We start from the raw sequence: 17793 nt of genomic DNA on the forward strand, positions 1-17793 counted from the left end.
TTATTAATATTTAACGCTGTGTTAGGACAGGTATTATATCTAAGAAGTTATCGCATAGGTACTGTGGATTATAATCAGCAAGGTTTTCACCTTGATTATAGCCATAGCCTACTGCAATTACATCAATACCCGCCGCTTTTGCAGCAAGTATATCGCTTTTAGAATCGCCAATCATTATTGCTTTAGAGGCCTCAATATTTAGCTTTTTACACGCAAACAATAATGGCTCAGGTGACGGTTTTTTTGCCATATCATCGCCACAAATAATAAGCTCAAAATGATTGGTAAGTGCTAACTTATCAAGAAGTTTTTCAGTAAAAATTCGAGACTTATTAGTTATCAATGCTTTTTGCATACCACGTAAAGCTGCAAGCCCTGTTTCAACATGTTGGTATAACACGCTGTATTGGCCTACCTGTTGTTCATAATGCTTATGAAACTGTGCAATGGCTTTATTAGTTAGTGATTCATCTAAATGCTCACTAACCTGTATATCACCACTCAGTGCCCGCTTTACCAACATATCTATACCATTACCTACCCAGCTTTCGACCAAAAGTTGGCTTACAATAGGAAATGCCAAGTCGCTTAATGTTAAGTTAATTGAGATATATAGGTCATATACACTATCGACTAGTGTGCCATCCAAATCAAAAAATGCCGCATCGTACTGCATTATTTTACACTCTCAAGTTGCTTACGCATTTGATCAATAACTACTTCGTAGTCTGGCTGATTAAAAATAGCAGAGCCTGCTACAAACATATCTGCACCGGCCTGAGCTGCTGCAGCGATATTATCCACCTTAATACCACCGTCCACTTCTAGTCGAATATCTCGACCTGACTCAACAATTCGTTGCTTTGCCTGCGCTAACTTTTTAAGTGTATGAGGAATAAAGCTTTGCCCACCAAATCCGGGGTTAACAGACATGAGTAAAATAGTATCTAGCTTATCAATTACATGATCTAAATAGCTTAAACTGGTCGCTGGGTTAAATACTAAGCCAGCTTTACAGCCATGATCTTTGATTAATTGAATCGTGCGATCAATATGCTCACTCGCCTCTGGGTGAAAAGTAATTATTGAAGCCCCCGCCTCTGCAAACTGTGGAATGATGCTATCGACAGGCTTAACCATTAAATGCACATCAATTGGCGCGGTGATACCGTAGTCCCTTAGTGCTTTACACACCATAGGTCCAATCGTTAAGTTAGGTACATAGTGATTATCCATTACATCAAAATGCACTACATCTGCACCTGCGGCTAAAACGCTATCAACATCTTCACCAAGCTTTGCAAAATCAGCTGAAAGAATTGATGGGGCAATTAAGTATTTTTGTTCTGGGCTAAACATAGCAGATTCACCAATGAGTAAAATATTACGTTAATGTAACTCAATTGATGACGTTACCCAAGCAACTAAGGCGTAATACTGTTGCGTTTGAAGTGCTTAAGTGGCTATTTTTGACATTTAATTAATAGTCTTTATTAGAAACAAGTTTGTTATTTGAGCAGTTTTTGTTATGCTTAAAAAAGTAACAAAATATTAGGTTCAAATCATGCGCGCTTTTAAAATTGGGATATTAATTGCATCTGCATTATTAGTTATTGGGGTAGTAAATTTTACGCCAAGTTCAGGGCAAGAGTTAAGCTCGGTTAATAATTGTGCTCCGCAATCAACACACGAAATAAACACAAGTAAACCCTGTTTACATGTACTTGAAGAAGACTCTTCTTGGTTTTCTTGGATCACTGGTGATAGCCGCAGCGCTCAGTTTCACTACTTGGATTTACTTGAGTTATTAACAAGCTCAGACGACAGCAAGAAAACACCTTCTTTAAAGCCTTTATTCTAGAAAATGCGGCACTTTATTAGCGCGTTGCAAAGTGTGCTAGCCGCATTTTTTGGTGTTCAATCAGAACAAAAGCGCCGCGCAGATTTTCAAGAACACTCTATTTCCTCAATCATTGCTATTGCGATAATACTATTTATCGCTTTTGCGCTTTCAATTTATGCTGTGGTTGTTTTAGTGGTAAGTACATAGCCATTAACTCGCCTACTTTATTACGAGTTCCGCCCTTAGGGCTTATCGTTCTTTTTACTTGAATTTGATCAAGTGATGCTTGGCTGTATATTTTCCGTGTCCATACTGTATCGTGATTTGAAATAAGCACTGGGGTGTTATTTTCAAACGCCGCTTTTTCTGCCAAATTAGCTAAATTAGCCTGATCATCTAAATTAAACCCGCCCTTAGCATAAGAAGTAAACGAAGCCGTTTTACTCAAAGGGACATAGGGTGGATCGCAATAAATAACCGCGTTATTAGGAACCAGTTTAAATACGTCATCGTAGCCTAAGCATGTAAACGTCGCTTGCTGTGCTTTTTCAGCAAAAAAGTACATTTCCTTTTCAGGAAAATAAGGCTTTTTATATTTACCAAATGGTACATTAAAAATACCTTTTAAGTTATAACGGCATAAGCCGTTGTAACCAAAACGATTCATGTATAAAAATAGCATTGACCGCTCATATACATCACGGCTTTGATTAAACTGAACTCGGTATTCGTAGTACGCATCGGGGTGGTTATTTAAATCAACGAATAGCTTTTTTGCATCACTAATAAACTCATCGGGTGAATTTCTTAATTCTTTATATAAGTTGATTAAATCAGCATTAATATCGTTAAGAATATAATGCTTAAAATCGCTATTTAGAAAAACGGAACCGGCACCAACAAAAGGTTCAACCAAGGTATCAGCATGCGAACTTGCTTGGTTTAATCGCGCGTTAATATCATCAACGAGACTGTATTTTCCGCCAGCCCATTTAAGGAAGGCTCTACTCTTTTGCTGCATTGGTTCTTTACTTCAATCTGGTGTTGCGCGATTTTACACTAAAGCGATTTATATTACTGATCAACTCGTGCAATTTCTTGTTTTATTTTACTAATTTTTTTATAAAACGGCTTATTTTTTAAGTATACTTGCAGGTAGGTTTTTCATACCTTGCTGTGCATCCTTCATGCTTGTAAAACTGCCGGTTGTCACCACCCACCATGTTTTACCATTTCTTTGAGTTTGATAAGTGTACGCCGTTATTTGGAGTGCATACTGCTTTATAAAATCATCTACAACTTGCTTTTGTGTTACTGCAAGTAACTGAATCACCGTATTTGAATCATTTTGCTTAGAGTACCAAGAGCTAGCTTCGTTAATGGGCAGTTGCACTGATGATGCATTAACCTCATTGTTAACTTTTGATTGCACAAGCTCTTTAACAGGTTCATCTTTTATGAGTGTATCAGAGCTAATAGGCTCATTGATCTCGTTGCCTGCATTTAAGCTTTGCATGATCGCGGATATATCGTTTTTTCTTTCACCTTCAGCGGTAGGCTGTATGTCGGCTACTTTTTCTTTTGTTACTGTGTCAGGTATAGGTGCAATAGCCTGGCTCACTGGAATAGCAGTGCTATCAACCTCAATGGTGCCTTGCTCATAATGCTTTTGCCACCAATCACTCATATCTGACTTATATAACAAGCCTATAATTAAGAACATAATGAGCAACATAAGTACCAGTAAATGTACACGCCATGATACTTTATCTTTAACTTTGATATCTGCGATGTACTCATCCTGTTGCCATGCAAGCAATAAACTAGGATTACCATTAGCTTCAGCTAAAAAAGCTTGGAAAACAGGCTCTTCATCGTGAGGAAGCTTTTCAAAGTACCACCCCATTAACTGCTTACTTTCATGAAGAGGAAGCCGTTCAAGATGAATTTCAACTGCATGTTCAACCGGCAACTTTGCAGCTGAGGCAATCATAATATAGAGAGTGATTGGGCTATTTTTAGCTAGCAGCTCCAGCTCAATTAAAAACTCTTCTGATAAGTGCCTACCACCGTCAATAACCCATAAACAGGAGCCCGGTTGTTGTTGATTAAGTAACTGATAAAAATTTTCAGACAAACTTAAATTATGATCAACCAACGGGTTGTTAAAGCTTTGCTCTAATAGATCGCTCATTAACTGAGCGTCCGTCAATTTTGCACTCGACTGTACAAATGCTTTATTAAAGTCGTTGTATTTATCGGTAATAAAGGTTTCAAGTAGATAGCTTTTGCCTAGGCCTGATGTGCCCAGTAAAACAATGAGGTTTTGACCATATTCAAATTGCAGTGCGATTCTATCCACCAAAGCCGCACGGCTTGGTAAAATTTGTGACTGCATTTAGTGCTCGATTAATGCTCGGACTTGATCGTCAGATACATCGTCTACCAATGCACATTGACCAAATTGAGTGGGTAAAATAAAACGGATAGTTCCTTTTTTATTTTTTTTATCTTTGCGCATGTGCAATAAAAATTGTTCACTCGTCATATCTGCAGGTACTTCAGTTGGTAAGTTATATTGTTTAATAACATCCACAATACGCGCTACATCCTGCTGCGTTAAGTCACCTCGAGTGTGAGCCAACTGAGAAGCTAACACCATACCCGTAGCAACAGCTTCACCATGAAGCCACTTACCATAACCCATTTGGGCTTCAATTGCGTGACCGAAGGTATGCCCCAAGTTTAGCAATGCTCTGAGACCTTGCTCTTTTTCATCCTCAGCAACTATTAACGCTTTAATTTCACAGCACCTGTAAATGATATGCTGCAGGCATGTTTCATTTAGCTGCTGTAAGTTTTCAACATTTTGCTCTAAATAAGTAAAAAGCTCGGTATCGTATATTAAACCATACTTGATAACTTCAGCCATTCCTGCCGCAAACTCTCTTTTTGGGAGTGTATGAAGAGACTGAGTATCAATAAAAACAGCTTGTGGCTGATAAAAAGCCCCAATCATGTTTTTTCCTAACGGATGGTTCACCGCTGTTTTTCCACCAACAGATGAATCCACTTGCGATAAAAGTGTTGTAGGTATTTGAATAAACGGCACGCCACGTTGATAACATGCAGCTACAAAACCAGTTAAATCACCAACTACGCCACCACCTAATGCAATCAAACAAGTATCGCGACCACAATTATTTTGCAGTAAAAAAGCGGATATTTTTTCAAACCACTCTAGTGACTTGTATTGCTCACCATCAGGTATGATAAAGGAAAGAGGATTTAATTCAGCTAATGAATCAAGTAAGCCTTGTAGATATAAAGGTTCAATTGTGTCATTAGTAATGATGATAGGCCGACAATCACCAATATGATGAATTAGACGGCCATTATCTTGAAGTGCAGATTGCCCAATATAAATAGGATAACTTCGCTCGTCCAAATTAACAGTTAATTTAAGCATGCTCAGCTAATCCTTTATTATGTATTGGTTTTAAAAATCTAGTTTCTCAATGATTTGATTTGCAACAACTTTAGCGCTTTGCTCATCAGTGCGTACAACAAAATCAGCCACTTCTTTATATAACGGTTCGCGTTCTTCTGCTAAGCGCTCTAGTACATCACGAGGTGCTTCTTCTGTTTGCAGTAACGGGCGACGCTTGTCGCGTTGTGTGCGTGCAACTTGCTTTTCAATAGGTGTCTCTAGGTATACAACGATACCACGAGCCGAAAGCTTGTTTCGAACTTCTTTACTCATTACTGAACCACCACCTGTAGCAAGTACAATACCTTGCATTTCAGTTAAGTCGCCAATAACAGATTCTTCACGAAGTCTAAAGCCTTCTTCACCTTCAAGATCGAATACCCAGGCAATATCTGCACCCGTGCGGCGTTCGATTTCTTGATCAGAATCAACAAATTCAAGGTGTAATTGATCGGCAATGTGACGACCAATTGTGCTTTTTCCAGCCCCCATGGGGCCAATTAGAAATATATTACGTTTCTCAGCCATATCTTTTAGTACAAACGAACTCTAAAATTTGAAATAAAACCCCGCCTAACGACCTGGCCCCAAAATTAAGGAGGGGATTATCTCAGTAATTGCAGGGTTATTTCAAGTCAATTAGAATAAAAAGCCACATAACGAGCAATTAAACTAAATAATCACCCGTTGATTAACAAAAAAGTACCTTATTTTAATCTATTTGTATTTTTGGTGTCACGAAAATAAGCAATTCACGCTTTTCATTAAATTCACTGGTGCTTTTAAACAACCTACCAACATAAGGAATATCACCTAATACCGGCACTTTATTTGTAGTGTTGATTATCTGCTGTTGGAAAATCCCACCCAGTACGATAGTTTGCCCGTTTTCTACTAATACTTGTGTTTGAATTTCTTGAGTATCTATCGAAACGGCCTCACCGGTACCTGTTTGTACAGTATCGCCACGTGTATCTTGCGTGATAATTAAGTCTAAAATTACTTTATTATCAGGCGTTATATGTGGTGTCACCTCTAAACTAAGTACTGCTTTTTTAAAGCTTACCGTTGTTGCACCACTAGAAGCTGATTCTGTATAGGGTATTTCAGTACCTTGTTCAATGCGCGCTTTTTGCTGATTGGCAGCAATAATACGCGGGCTTGCAATAATCTCGCCTTTATTCTCTTCTTCAAGCGCACTTAACTCTAAATCGATTAATGTCCCGTTGGCGAGTTTTGCTATGTGGAGGCCTATACTTGCCGCTGGGTTTGTAATAGGTAGATTTACATTTAATCTATCTGTTAAGTCAGGGATTACCCCATTTGAAATGGTTTCAGCACCTTCTAAAGAACCAGATATGCCATCACTACCTTGCTGATCGCTAAATCCCCAACGAACACCTAGGTCCTCAGTTACGTTATCACGCACTGTTACCATACGAGATTCAATAACAACCTGTTGAACCGGTATGTCCAGGGTTTCAATCATACGTCTAATATTTTCTATGCTCTTAACAGTATCTTTAACGAGTAAAGTGTTAGTACGCTGATCAACCGACACACTTCCGCGTGGGGTAATGATGCTATTAATATCTGTTTTAAGTAAGTCAGCAAAGTCTTCAGCTTTGGCGTAATTTAATCGCATATATTCGCTATAAAGCGGCTCTAAATCTTCAACTTGCTGCTTTGCTTTTAGATCTTTTGCTTCACGGGCTGCAAGCTCTTCTGCTGGCGCTACCATTAAGATAGAGCCATCCATGCGCTTGTCCAATCCTTTTATACGTAATACGACATCAAGTGCTTGGTCCCACGGCACGCCATCTAAGCGCAAGGTAATGTTACCGGTAACGGAATCGCTTGTTACTAAGTTAAAGTCGTTATAGCCTGCGATAATTTGTAATGCTGCACGGACTGAAATATCTTGAAAGTTTAAGGTCATTGGTCGACCTTGATACTCTTTACCACCATCTAGGTAAGCATTTTGAGTTTCATCTTTTTCAACTGTGAGGGTAAGAATATTGTCTATTTGCTGATACGTGAATGTAAACTCGGCATTAGGTTCTATAACAACGCGGCTTCGCCCTTCTTCTTTAAACGTTTCGATAGTACTAACAATGGTACCAAAGTCTAAAACATCCAACTCATAAAGTAGATCGTCCAGAATATCTGTATGGTGAAAATCTGCGTAAATTTTGCCGCCACTTTCGTGAACCTCTATAGCAGCTTGAGTGTCTTGTAAAAATACAAGTACCTTTGCCTCACCTTTCTCACCACGCCTAAAATCAATAGATTGGATGCGGTTAATGTAGTTTCCACTCACATCACCTGTCAGAACGGCTTCATCTTCAGTTACTGAACCGGTTAATGGGTTATCCGATACTCGTATTGAAACTAAGTTGTTATTAACTTCTGTTTCATACATTTTTAATCTGTCTAGATTAACTGTTACCTTTAAACCTTGCTCAGATAACACATTGGTGACACTACTAATACCTGCTTGATTAACTTCAACGTCATTTAATCCTAATTCTAACTCTGCGGTATCAAAAAACATTTCAATACGCGCTGGGCTGTTAAATACTTGAATTTGTGGTTCTAAAGTTATCTCTTCGTCGAAAACAAGCTGTAGTTCGGTTTCACCTTTAAGTAATGGGTTATAACGTACATCGTAAAGCAATGGTCCTGCCAAAGCATTGTTAGCACAAACCAAAGCGGCTGTTGCAAATAAAGCTCTCGCAATGCGATTAAACCAAAGAACATCCTTATGCATGTTATTTTTACCTTTTTATTATTAATTTGCGCCATCAGTTGCCGCCTCTAACATTTCCAGTTTAGTCAGGCGCTCTTTCCAACAACCAGAGCCATCAGGGATTAATTCAACTAATTCTATAAAATCGTTACTCACAGCTTTTACCTTGCCATCGTAACTGCCCAAATAATTACCAATCGTTACACGATGTAATGTTTCATCTGCAGCAGTTATAAGCGCCCAAACTTGACCACTTGAACCAATTGTACCTTTCATTGCTAAATTATCTAACGGGTATTTTTCTAATGGCTCTCTGCGCCTGTCTGGATCTGGATGTAAACAGTTTTTTATTTGCGTCAGTTTGTTCTGAATTATTTCAGGTTGAGGTGCCACAAATGGACTTCGTAAATTTCCAGCACTATATTCAAAAATCTCAAATTGAGTAAGTTCAGGAATCGACTCAACTTTAGGCGTTGTGCTTGCTTTTACCTGGTCAATAAACTCTTTTTGTTCCGAGGTATCGTCGTTACACCCCACTAACGCAACAACAGCCAATAGCGGCATTAAATGAAGGAGCCTCATTTTTTAACTCCTTCTTCATAACGGTAAGTTTTTGCTACAACACTAAATGTTAGTTGTTTTTCGCCAGAAGACGTAATAGAAAAGTCATGCAAACTAACTATTCGTGGTAACTGAGCAACTTTGCCAACAAATTCACCAAATTCATGATAAGTACCTACTACTTCTATTTTGATAGGTAGCTCTGTATAAAACTCTTTCTCTACTTCAGGTAACCAACCAATTTTTAAAAATGTTAAACCGCTCGTTGTGCCAACATAAGATAAATCGTCAAGTAAGCCTGGTATTTCGTTTGATGTCGGTAACCGCTTAAGTAATTGAGAAAACTTGTCTTCCATTTCTATCATTTGTTGGCGATAAATATCTAGCTTACTCGCTACAGCGTATTTTGTTCTGTAGGTACTTCTTAAGTCGACCTCTTTTGATACCGCATTATGGTAGCTATCAATCTCGTCAGAAACTAACAGGCTATAGCTAAAAAATAATATGAGCCCAGCAACAAATGCACAGCAAATTACCTTTACAGCAGCAGGCCAATCACCAATATTGTCTAACTCAATTTCATTCCAATCTATTTCGCCAAGCGCTTTAAAATCAAGGTTCATTACGTACCTCACCAATCTCATCAAATGGTTTTACGTAAAACTCCATACTAAAGTCACTTAGTAAACGCGAAGACTGATCACCTGCAACAATATCCTGCATGGTCAAACGCTCTAACAAATATGAACTTTGTACCTGGCGGATCATAGTAGATAAACGGTTATTTGATTCACTTCGGCCAAGTACATAAATCTGGTTCCCTCTGCGTTCCAGCTTTGTTAAGTAAATACCTTGAGGTACTATTTTTGTTACTTCATCCATAATTTGTGTGCCAAGGTTACGGCTACTTTGCAGCTCTTCGATTAATCGCATTCGCTGCTGTAGGTTTTCTTTTCGTTTGTCTAATTCTCTAATATCACTGATCTTTCGATCAAGCATGCTTATTTCAGAACTTAAGTAATTATTTTTTAAGTTTTGTCCGTCTTTTAATGCACTGTAAAACATACTTAATAAGTACATACTTAAAAAACAAGCTAAAACAATTCCAACTAGTATGGTTACAAATTTCTTTTTAGATTCTTCGCGCTGCAGTTCTCGCCAAGGCAATAGATTTATATGTGGCATGATGAAAAGCTCCTTAATGCCAAACCTGTTGCAATTGCAAACTGTGTTCGGTGACGCTGCATAACATTACGATCTACTTTTGGCGAAATTTCCATATTTGCAAACGGTTCTGCAACAACACTGTGTATACCTAATTCTTCAATTAATAAGCGATCAAGCCCTTTGATCATAGAAGTTCCACCAGTAAGCACAATGTAGTCTATTTGTTCTTTACCACTCGTTGTTAAAAACATTTGCACCGCTCTACGTACTTGCTGAAGCAACGCTGTTTGAAATGGCGCTAATACCTCAAAGGTATAGTTAGGTGGTAAGTCGCCTGATGTTTTACCTATTTCAGCTTCATCAAACCCTTTGTTGTAGTAGTTAACAATACTATTTGTGTATTGATCACCACCAAAAACCTGGTCACGTGTATAAATAGTTTCACCAGCTTGCACAACACTTACAAGCATGAGTACGGCACCAATATCTACAACAGCAACACACTTATTGAAGGCATCGCTTGGTAGCTGTTGATAATAAACGTCCATCGCACGGCTTAAGGCGTAACTTTCTACATCAACAATCTTAGTATCGAGATTAGCCTCTTCTAATGCGCCAACACGTGCTTCAACACTTTCTGTTCGGGCTGCTGAAAGTAATACATTCATTTTACTCGGATCAGCTTCGTTAGTAGAGAGCTTTTCAAAGTCTAAGCTAACTTCATCAAGGGGGTAAGGTATTAAACTATCTGCTTCAATTTCAATTTGAGATTCAAGTTCTGCATCGCTCAACGACACATCCATAAAAATTACTTTTGTAATAACCGTTTGCCCTGACACCGCCACTGCTGCATTTTTAAGTGACTTAGGTAATTTTCTTTTAATTTTGTTATTACATTACCAATCGCTTCAATATCTTGAATCGTTCGTTCACTCATGGCGCCTTTAGGCATGGGCTCAATTGCTAGGGCCTCTAATCGAAATCCACTTTCAATTTCTCTCAGAAGCACCGCTTTAATCGAGTGCGATCCGATATCAATTCCTACCATCATTGGCGACGGCTTTTGAAATAGTTGACTTAGCATGTTTGCAACTTGGCCTTTGTTTTAATAATAAACAAGTTATAATTTTTTCTGAAAAATATTATTCATTTTTAATCAATATATACTATCAGTCCAAACTCGCAATTGGGAGTCCATTTAGGGAAATATAAGTGATTTTATTAAAACGAACTTTACAATTTTTTATCATTTGTACGTTAATCGGTCTGATAACTTTGGTCAGTCTTTATTACTACGTTAAACCTGATATCCCCAGTGTGCAAGTTTTAAAAGACGTGCAATTACAAACTCCTATGCAAGTATTCACTAAAGATGGCCTTTTGATCAATCAATTTGGTGAAAAACGTCGAATTCCGGTCACTATTGATGAAATCCCACAACCTTTAATTGATGCATTTTTAGCAACTGAAGACAATCGCTTTTATGACCATATAGGTATAGACCCTATTGGCATAGTTCGCTCTGCTATTGTTCTTATTTCTACAGGCGAGAAAAAACAAGGTGCTAGTACTATTACCATGCAACTTGCACGTAATTTTTTCTTAACCCGAGAAAAAGCTTATATCCGTAAAATAAAAGAGATATTCATCGCTCTACACATAGAAAATGTACTTACTAAAGATGAAATTTTAGAACTTTACCTAAACAAAATCGAGCTAGGTAACCGCGCCTTTGGTATTGGAGCTGCCGCTCAAGTTTATTACGGTAAAGAGTTAAAAGACTTAACGCTTGCTCAAATGGCGATGATTGCTGGCTTGCCAAAAGCGCCTTCGGCGTTAAACCCAATTCGCAACCCTACCCGTGCAAAAGCACGCCGTAATGTTGTACTTGGTCGTTTATTAACTGAAAATTACATAACACAAGACGTGTATGATGATGCAACAAGCCAACCTATTACCGCTTACTTTCATGGTGCTGAAATAGATTTATACGCACCGTACATTTCTGAAATGGTGCGTGCAGAAATGGTTTCACGTTACGGAATAGACAAGGCATATAATTCAGGCTTTAAGATATTTACCTCTGTTGAGTCTAAAGTACAAAAAGCGGCGCAAACCGCGCTAGTTAATAATCTTCATAGCTACGATATGCGTCATGGCTTTAGAGGCCCAACCGCTATTTTATGGGATCCTGAAAAACAATCAGCGCTAAGTAAAGAGAAAATACTAGCTAAACTCAATGAAGCCAAAGAGATAGGAACGTTAAAAGCAGCTGCTGTTATTAACGTGGATGAAAAAAATGCCACGGTATTGCTTAAAAATGCAGAGCAAATAAACCTGAATTGGGACAACTTAAAATGGGCACGCAAATACATAACTCGTTATCGCCAAGGTTTTGCTCCAACTACGGCAGCTGAAATATTAACGCCAGGAATGCAAATCTGGGTGCGTAAAAACAGCAATAACGAGTATGAACTAAGCCAATTACCTGAAGCATCAAGCGCAATTGTTTCACTTGACCCACAAGATGGCCGCATTAAAGCCATTGTTGGCGGCTATAGCTTTGAACAGAGCCAATACAACCGAGCTATTCAAGCAAAGCGCCAAGTGGGGTCAAACATAAAACCATTTATTTATTCTGCTGCGCTTGAAAACGGCTATACGCTCGCCTCAATTTTAAACGATGCGCCAATTAATCAGTGGGATAAAAGCCAAGGTGTGGCATGGCGACCTAAGAATAGTCCGGCTGTTTACAATGGCCCAATTAGAATTCGTCGCGCGTTAGCACAATCTAAAAACGTAATATCAGTTCGTTTGCTCCGAGGTGTTGGTTTGCAACGAACAGCAGATCACTTACTAAAATTTGGCTTTAAAAATTCAGACATCAACCGCAGTGAATCCTTAGCACTGGGCAGTGCTTCAATTACTCCAATTGAACTAGCTCGCGGTATGAGTGCATTTGCGAATGGTGGGCATTTGATTGAGCCGTACTTTATCTCAGAAATCCAAGATGCTTACGGTAACAGTTTGTTTAAAGCTAATCCTTCAGTAGTGTGTGACGACACTTCAGATCAGTCATTAACCCCAGACAATACTACTGGATTATTCCCACAACAAAATACTGATACGCCACAATTAAAATGTGCCCCTCAGGTCATATCAAAACAAAATGCATTTTTAATTGCTCAAGCAATGCATAGCGCTGTTTGGGGAGGTGGAAACTGGTCACATAAAACGGGTTGGTCAGGAACAGGTTGGCGCGCTCAAGCATTAGGCCGTCGTGATCTATCAGGGAAAACAGGCACAACTAATGACTCTGTAGATACTTGGTTTAGTGGCTTTAATCGAAATGTTATGACCTCGGTATGGGTTGGTTTTGATAACCCTGGCAACCCGCTAGGCAGAACTTCATACAATAATAATCTTGATAGCGGGCAAATATCAGGGGCTGAATCTGGCGCTAAAACAGCACAACCGGCTTGGGTTGAGTTTATGAAAGTTGCGCTTGAAGGTAAACCTGAAGCCCCCATAGAGCCGCCAGAAGGTTTAGTGTCTATTCGGATTGATTTAGAAACCGGTTTATTAAGTCATAAAAATGATTACACCAGTCGCTTTGAGTATTTTGACAAAGGCACCGCCCCCACAAAATACGTAATGTCTCAACCAACAGATATATTTGAAGAAGACACTAAAACAGAAGAAGAACTGTTTTAAATAAAGAACGGCAGCCATTGGCTGCCGTTTTTAGTTAATACCAAATTTAGCTGTTCTAAATAAGAATTTTTAACTCAGATAGCGACACGTTTAGCCCCGCAAAATGATTAGGTATTATTGCGGATTGATACAAGGCCCTTGTAACCTTTATTTTATATTTTGTACCAACCAATATAAGTCAGAATGAATACCCGCAGCGGTTACTTCCTTACCCGCACCAGGCCCTTGAATCACAAGAGCGTTAGCGCTATACCACTTACTATTAATGACAAAAATATTATCGCCAGGTGTTAAATTAGCTAACGCATCACCAATAGGAGTATAAGTAATACCTACTTGAGCGGTTACTTTGTTTTCCGTAATTTCAAGTAAACCCGTGTAACGAAGTACGGAACTTTGTGCCTTGGCATTTGCAGCATGAGCGTCAATAAAGTCATTGAGGGTGGATTCATTAGCTAAAAAGTCGTCCCAACTTCCTATAGCAAGCGTTTCGGGCATGAGTGCTGATAAGCTTATATCATCAAGGTCGAGTTCTAAGCCAAGCTCTCTGGCAAGTATAAGCAGTTTACGCTGCATATCACGCCCTGACAAATCTTCACGCGGATCGGGCTCTGTGAACCCCATCTTTTGTGCTTCAAGCACCAGATCAGAAAATGGTATTGTTCCGTCAAACTTACTGCATAACCACGATAACGTGCCTGAAAAAACACCTTCAATACGAGTGATTTTGTCACCACTGTTTTGCAAATCTGCCAATGCAAAGTTAACAGGTAAGCCTGCACCTACGCTTGTGTTGTAGCGCCAATGCAAATTTCGCTCACTAATACTCGTACGCAAAGCTTTATACCATGCTGTATCTGCAGTTCCAGCGTATTTGTTAGCACTGATCAAGTGGCAATCTAATGCAACAAACTCCGGGTATAACTGGCTAAATGCCTCGCTTGCGGTAATATCAACAACCACTTTATGCTCATAATCAAGTTCACTAATTATGTTTAGTAATGTTTGGTTATTATAAGCTTTGCTTTCTGAGAGAAAATGCGTTTTCCAATCAGCAATGTTTATACCACTGGGATTAAAAAGTAATGTTTCAGAGCGTATTAACCCGACCAATTTAATTGTAAAGTCACCAGATAAACGCTCGAATTGAGCTGACAACTGCTCTATAAATACCTCTCCCACATTGCCAAGGCCCGCGATTATTAAAGCGACTTCTTGGCCTTTATTAATAAGCTTATCGTGTAAAACACTGAGTATATCGCTATCTATAACCTGATCCGTTAATAGTAAAATGTATCCACTGTCTTGGTGAATAAAGCGCGGCTCGATGGCATGAGCATTTAACGTATCAATAGCCAATACATTCAATTTTGAAATATCATTAACAGGCGCTACAACCGCACAGCCATTTAAGCTCGACTCGCTAATGTTTGCTCTACCCTCAAAATAACTAACAACTTTATATGATGAAGCAGAGGGGACAACTAAATAAGTTTCACCATTTTGACTAAAGTGATGAATGCTGTGTTGAATCAGCTGGCTAACATCTGCGACTTCGCCTTCGGCCAGCTTTTCAACTGTTAATAAATCGATGTTGTTTAACGTGGTAATAAAACGCTTTTGTTTTACATTTCCTTCTTTAACTATATCTGTAGGCGTTGCTTGCACATCAAAACTACTACGAACAGATAGTTTTATGTCGCTGTTTCTTAAAGGAGAAAGCGTTTTAGCGTGTAAAACAGGATTACCTAATCGAGCTAATAGGTTAGCTTGACCTCTACACACTTTATTGTATTTAACCGCTTTACTAACTTTGCGAGGGTCTGTGCTGTATACACCTTGTGTATCGGTCCAAATACACACCTGTTTAGCATGGCAGTAATTAGCGAGTAAGGTTGCACTATAGTCACTCCCATTGCGACCAAGTGTAACCGTATCACCCAACGTATTTGATGCAATAAAGCCTGTGACAACATTAATGTAGTCTGGGGTTATAAACTTCGCACATTGCTGCGCATTTTGGGTATGTAACAATTGCCCATTATTTAATGTAAAAAGTGTTCGAGCATCAAGGTCACAAGCATTAATATTTAATTGCGTAAGGTAAAGCGCCAATAAGCGTGCAGACCAGACCTCACCATGAGCAAGCAAGGGAGCCTCTTTCAAGCCTTGGTTTTTTATCAATTCACTAATCGCTGTTAGTTCACTATGCAAAAGCCTTAAAGCAGTTCGCTTAAGATCTGCATGAAGTAACTGTGTGATTAAATCAGTTTGATGATTATTTAATTGCAGCAATATATCAGCAACGACATGCGTATCCTGTTGCTGATAGCTTTGCCATAACTTCACCAAAGTATCGGTTGTTTTTCCCGCCGCAGATACAACAACACAATCGCCCGGCTGAGTATGCTCTAAAATAATACTCGCAACTCGCTCATACCGTTGAGCCGAACTAAGGCTTGAACCACCAAATTTATGTACCGTTTGTGTCATATTGTTCACCAAAGCGCTGGATGAGCGGCACTTAATTTAATGTCACCGCCTGCTCCTTTGTTTAAACTTGCTTTACTGCCTGGCTTTACAAGCTGAAACACGCGCTCTAAATCAGCTAATAAGTCGTTTATATCTTCTATACCTACTGAAACTCGAATAAGTGTATCGCCCACTCCCGCTTCAAGACGTGCTTTAGGCTCCATGCCAGCATGGGTCATGGTTGCAGGATGGCATATTAGGCTCTCTACTCCTCCCAAAGACTCTGCCAAGCTAAAGTCACGTAAGCTGGTTAAAAACGCCGCAGCATCGTTTATGTCACCTTTAATATCAAAACTCACCATGCCACCAAAGCCTAGTTGCTGCGCTTTGGCTAATTCATGCTGCGGGTGTGATTCAAGACCAGGGTAATAAACTTGGCGAACAAATTCCGATTTTTCTAAATATTTAGCAATCGCTAATGCGTTTTCTTGATGCTGCTTTAAACGCACATTTAGTGTTCGCAACCCACGCAATGTTAAATAACTATCAAATGGCGCACCTGTAATACCTATATTATTTGCCCACCATGCCAGTTCATCGCCCAGCTCTTGTGAAGCAGCAATCACCGCACCGCCCACTACATCTGAATGACCATTGATGTACTTGGTGGTGGAATGTACAACTATATCAACACCAAATTTAATAGGGTTTTGTAATGCTGGTGATAAAAATGTGTTATCGGCAGCGACTAAAGCACCGCACTGCTTAGCAACATCGGTTATTGCTTTAATATCAGTTAAACGTAGTAATGGGTTACTTGGTGTTTCTATCCAAATTAGCTTAGGTTTAATTGCTAAAATTTTATCTATACTTTGTGCTTGTGTTAAATCTAAAACTTCTAGCTTGAGCAAACCGCGCTTTTGCAGTGAAGTAAATAAACGATAGCTTCCGCCGTAACAATCATGTGGGATCACTAACGTATCGTCATGATTTAGGATTTGCGTAGCCAAGTGAACGGCAGACATACCCGTGGCAGTAATAATACCGCGTACGCCACCTTCAAGCTCAGCCAAGGTTTCAGCTAAAATATCACGATTGGGGTTACCACTTCGCCCGTAATCGTATTGACGCTTTGTATCAAAGTCGGCAAACGAATAGGTGGTTGATAAGTAAATAGGTGCGACAACTGCGCCATGATGTTTGTCTGCTTCAACACCACTTCTCACTGCAATGGTTGCTTTATTTTTTTCGCTCATATTCGTCACCTATTTAATTTGGATGTTTAGACGTCTAAAAGAGTAATTTATCTTATTAAAGATGTCAAAACATTTAAAGCTCCAGATGGCTAAACAACTAGTATTTGACTATCTTTTTTAAATCGATAGAATTTCACGCATATTCATATGTATTGTAGTGCATATGAGCAATTATTAATCTGAGGCGACGATACATCTTATGGCTAAATGGAATGGTGAGTATATTCACCCATACGCAGAACACGGGAAAAAATCAGAACAAGTAAAAAAAATTACCGTTTCAATCCCACTAAATGTATTAAAGGTATTAACGGACGAACGCACGCGTCGTCAAATTAATAACTTACGTCATGCAACAAATAGTGAATTACTTTGTGAAGCATTTTTACATGCATTTACCGGTCAACCTTTGCCTAACGACGACGACTTACGTAAGGATAACGCCGAAAAAGTACCTGAGGAAGTGAAAAAAATAATGCAAGAAATGGGGCTAGAAGTGCCTGTTTTAAACGAAGACTAAACCTAATTTAGACACAAAAAA

The 17793-nt window shown here is 39.1% G+C and carries 15 protein-coding genes and 2 pseudogenes; 4 read left to right on the top strand and 13 right to left on the bottom strand.

Annotation, left to right across the window (positions count from 1 at the left end; translation table 11 throughout):
* Window positions 1-10: 10 nt before the first annotated feature.
* Both P20480_RS04415 and rpe read right to left on the bottom strand, forming a co-directional pair.
* Complete coding sequence (locus tag P20480_RS04415) at window positions 11-676, bottom strand: phosphoglycolate phosphatase (protein ID WP_008131697.1); 666 nt, start codon at window positions 674-676, stop codon at window positions 11-13.
* Window positions 676-1359: a ribulose-phosphate 3-epimerase gene (gene rpe / locus P20480_RS04410; protein ID WP_008131698.1), complete on the bottom strand. Its 684-nt coding sequence runs from the start codon at window positions 1357-1359 to the stop codon at window positions 676-678. The genes P20480_RS04415 and rpe overlap by 1 nt, the downstream gene beginning before the upstream one ends.
* Window positions 1360-1564: 205 nt before the next feature.
* Between rpe and P20480_RS04405 the strand changes: the two genes are divergently transcribed.
* Window positions 1565-1861, top strand: a complete 297-nt coding sequence (locus P20480_RS04405; RefSeq protein WP_006793107.1) for a hypothetical protein — start codon at window positions 1565-1567, stop codon at window positions 1859-1861.
* A gap of 3 nt (window positions 1862-1864) precedes the next feature.
* Entirely contained in the window at window positions 1865-2050 is a 186-nt protein-coding gene (locus tag P20480_RS19295; protein WP_074210163.1) for a DUF2970 domain-containing protein, read from the top strand.
* On the opposite strand, the gene P20480_RS04400 is transcribed toward P20480_RS19295, so the two are convergent.
* The 9 genes and pseudogenes from P20480_RS04400 to P20480_RS18595 all read right to left on the bottom strand — a co-directional run bounded on the left by P20480_RS04400 (window position 1995) and on the right by P20480_RS18595 (window position 10894).
* On the bottom strand, window positions 1995-2864 hold the full coding sequence (locus P20480_RS04400) for a Dam family site-specific DNA-(adenine-N6)-methyltransferase (RefSeq protein WP_006793106.1): 870 nt from the start codon (window positions 2862-2864) through the stop codon (window positions 1995-1997). The two genes, P20480_RS19295 and P20480_RS04400, sit on opposite strands and share 56 nt — an antisense overlap.
* Window positions 2865-2917: 53 nt before the next feature.
* A pseudogene (locus P20480_RS04395) lies at window positions 2918-4241 on the bottom strand (AAA family ATPase).
* Window positions 4242-5312 (bottom strand): 3-dehydroquinate synthase, encoded by a 1071-nt coding sequence (gene aroB, locus P20480_RS04390; RefSeq protein ID WP_008131701.1) that lies wholly within the window; start codon window positions 5310-5312, stop codon window positions 4242-4244. It abuts the pseudogene before it with no gap.
* A 30-nt stretch (window positions 5313-5342) separates the two neighbouring features.
* Window positions 5343-5861, bottom strand: a complete 519-nt coding sequence (gene aroK, locus P20480_RS04385) for a shikimate kinase AroK (RefSeq protein WP_006793103.1) — start codon at window positions 5859-5861, stop codon at window positions 5343-5345.
* A gap of 184 nt (window positions 5862-6045) precedes the next feature.
* On the bottom strand, window positions 6046-8103 hold the full coding sequence (locus P20480_RS04380) for a type IV pilus secretin PilQ (protein ID WP_008131703.1): 2058 nt from the start codon (window positions 8101-8103) through the stop codon (window positions 6046-6048).
* 21 nt (window positions 8104-8124) lie between these two features.
* On the bottom strand, window positions 8125-8664 hold the full coding sequence (locus P20480_RS04375; RefSeq protein WP_006793101.1) for a pilus assembly protein PilP: 540 nt from the start codon (window positions 8662-8664) through the stop codon (window positions 8125-8127).
* Window positions 8661-9266 carry a type IV pilus inner membrane component PilO gene (locus P20480_RS04370; protein ID WP_006793100.1) on the bottom strand — a complete coding sequence of 202 codons (606 nt, stop codon included), beginning with the start codon at window positions 9264-9266 and terminating at the stop codon, window positions 8661-8663. Before P20480_RS04370 ends, P20480_RS04375 begins: the two co-directional genes overlap by 4 nt.
* Window positions 9256-9828 carry a PilN domain-containing protein gene (locus P20480_RS04365; RefSeq protein WP_006793099.1) on the bottom strand — a complete coding sequence of 191 codons (573 nt, stop codon included), beginning with the start codon at window positions 9826-9828 and terminating at the stop codon, window positions 9256-9258. The genes P20480_RS04370 and P20480_RS04365 overlap by 11 nt, the downstream gene beginning before the upstream one ends.
* Window positions 9816-10894 (bottom strand): annotated as a pseudogene (locus P20480_RS18595) (pilus assembly protein PilM). Before P20480_RS18595 ends, P20480_RS04365 begins: the two are co-directional and overlap by 13 nt.
* Window positions 10895-11022: 128 nt before the next feature.
* Between P20480_RS18595 and P20480_RS04360 the strand changes: the two are divergent.
* Entirely contained in the window at window positions 11023-13524 is a 2502-nt protein-coding gene (locus tag P20480_RS04360) for a penicillin-binding protein 1A (RefSeq protein WP_033025746.1), read from the top strand.
* 147 nt (window positions 13525-13671) lie between these two features.
* On the opposite strand, the gene metL is transcribed toward P20480_RS04360, so the two are convergent.
* Both metL and metB read right to left on the bottom strand, forming a co-directional pair.
* Entirely contained in the window at window positions 13672-16017 is a 2346-nt protein-coding gene (gene metL / locus P20480_RS04355) for a bifunctional aspartate kinase/homoserine dehydrogenase II (RefSeq protein ID WP_008131713.1), read from the bottom strand.
* A gap of 5 nt (window positions 16018-16022) precedes the next feature.
* A complete protein-coding gene (metB, locus tag P20480_RS04350) occupies window positions 16023-17252 on the bottom strand; it encodes a cystathionine gamma-synthase (RefSeq protein WP_008131714.1) in 1230 nt (409 codons plus the stop codon).
* A 199-nt stretch (window positions 17253-17451) separates the two neighbouring features.
* Between metB and metJ the strand changes: the two genes are divergently transcribed.
* Window positions 17452-17772 carry a met regulon transcriptional regulator MetJ gene (gene metJ / locus P20480_RS04345; RefSeq protein WP_006793094.1) on the top strand — a complete coding sequence of 107 codons (321 nt, stop codon included), beginning with the start codon at window positions 17452-17454 and terminating at the stop codon, window positions 17770-17772.
* The last annotated feature ends 21 nt before the right edge of the window (window positions 17773-17793 follow it).

Origin of the sequence: Pseudoalteromonas sp. BSi20480 (assembly GCF_000241365.1) — a bacterium.
In the GTDB taxonomy this organism is placed as follows: Bacteria; Pseudomonadota; Gammaproteobacteria; order Enterobacterales; family Alteromonadaceae; genus Pseudoalteromonas; species Pseudoalteromonas marina.

Coding starts and splice junctions, on each gene's coding strand:
- P20480_RS04415 (WP_008131697.1), bottom strand. CDS start 676: ATGCAGTACGATGCGGCATTTTTTGATTTGGATGGCACACTAGTCGAT.
- rpe (WP_008131698.1), bottom strand. CDS start 1,359: ATGTTTAGCCCAGAACAAAAATACTTAATTGCCCCATCAATTCTTTCA.
- P20480_RS04405 (WP_006793107.1), top strand. CDS start 1,565: ATGCGCGCTTTTAAAATTGGGATATTAATTGCATCTGCATTATTAGTT.
- P20480_RS19295 (WP_074210163.1), top strand. CDS start 1,865: ATGCGGCACTTTATTAGCGCGTTGCAAAGTGTGCTAGCCGCATTTTTT.
- P20480_RS04400 (WP_006793106.1), bottom strand. CDS start 2,864: ATGCAGCAAAAGAGTAGAGCCTTCCTTAAATGGGCTGGCGGAAAATAC.
- aroB (WP_008131701.1), bottom strand. CDS start 5,312: ATGCTTAAATTAACTGTTAATTTGGACGAGCGAAGTTATCCTATTTAT.
- aroK (WP_006793103.1), bottom strand. CDS start 5,861: ATGGCTGAGAAACGTAATATATTTCTAATTGGCCCCATGGGGGCTGGA.
- P20480_RS04380 (WP_008131703.1), bottom strand. CDS start 8,103: ATGCATAAGGATGTTCTTTGGTTTAATCGCATTGCGAGAGCTTTATTT.
- P20480_RS04375 (WP_006793101.1), bottom strand. CDS start 8,664: ATGAGGCTCCTTCATTTAATGCCGCTATTGGCTGTTGTTGCGTTAGTG.
- P20480_RS04370 (WP_006793100.1), bottom strand. CDS start 9,266: ATGAACCTTGATTTTAAAGCGCTTGGCGAAATAGATTGGAATGAAATT.
- P20480_RS04365 (WP_006793099.1), bottom strand. CDS start 9,828: ATGCCACATATAAATCTATTGCCTTGGCGAGAACTGCAGCGCGAAGAA.
- metL (WP_008131713.1), bottom strand. CDS start 16,017: ATGACACAAACGGTACATAAATTTGGTGGTTCAAGCCTTAGTTCGGCT.
- metB (WP_008131714.1), bottom strand. CDS start 17,252: ATGAGCGAAAAAAATAAAGCAACCATTGCAGTGAGAAGTGGTGTTGAA.
- metJ (WP_006793094.1), top strand. CDS start 17,452: ATGGCTAAATGGAATGGTGAGTATATTCACCCATACGCAGAACACGGG.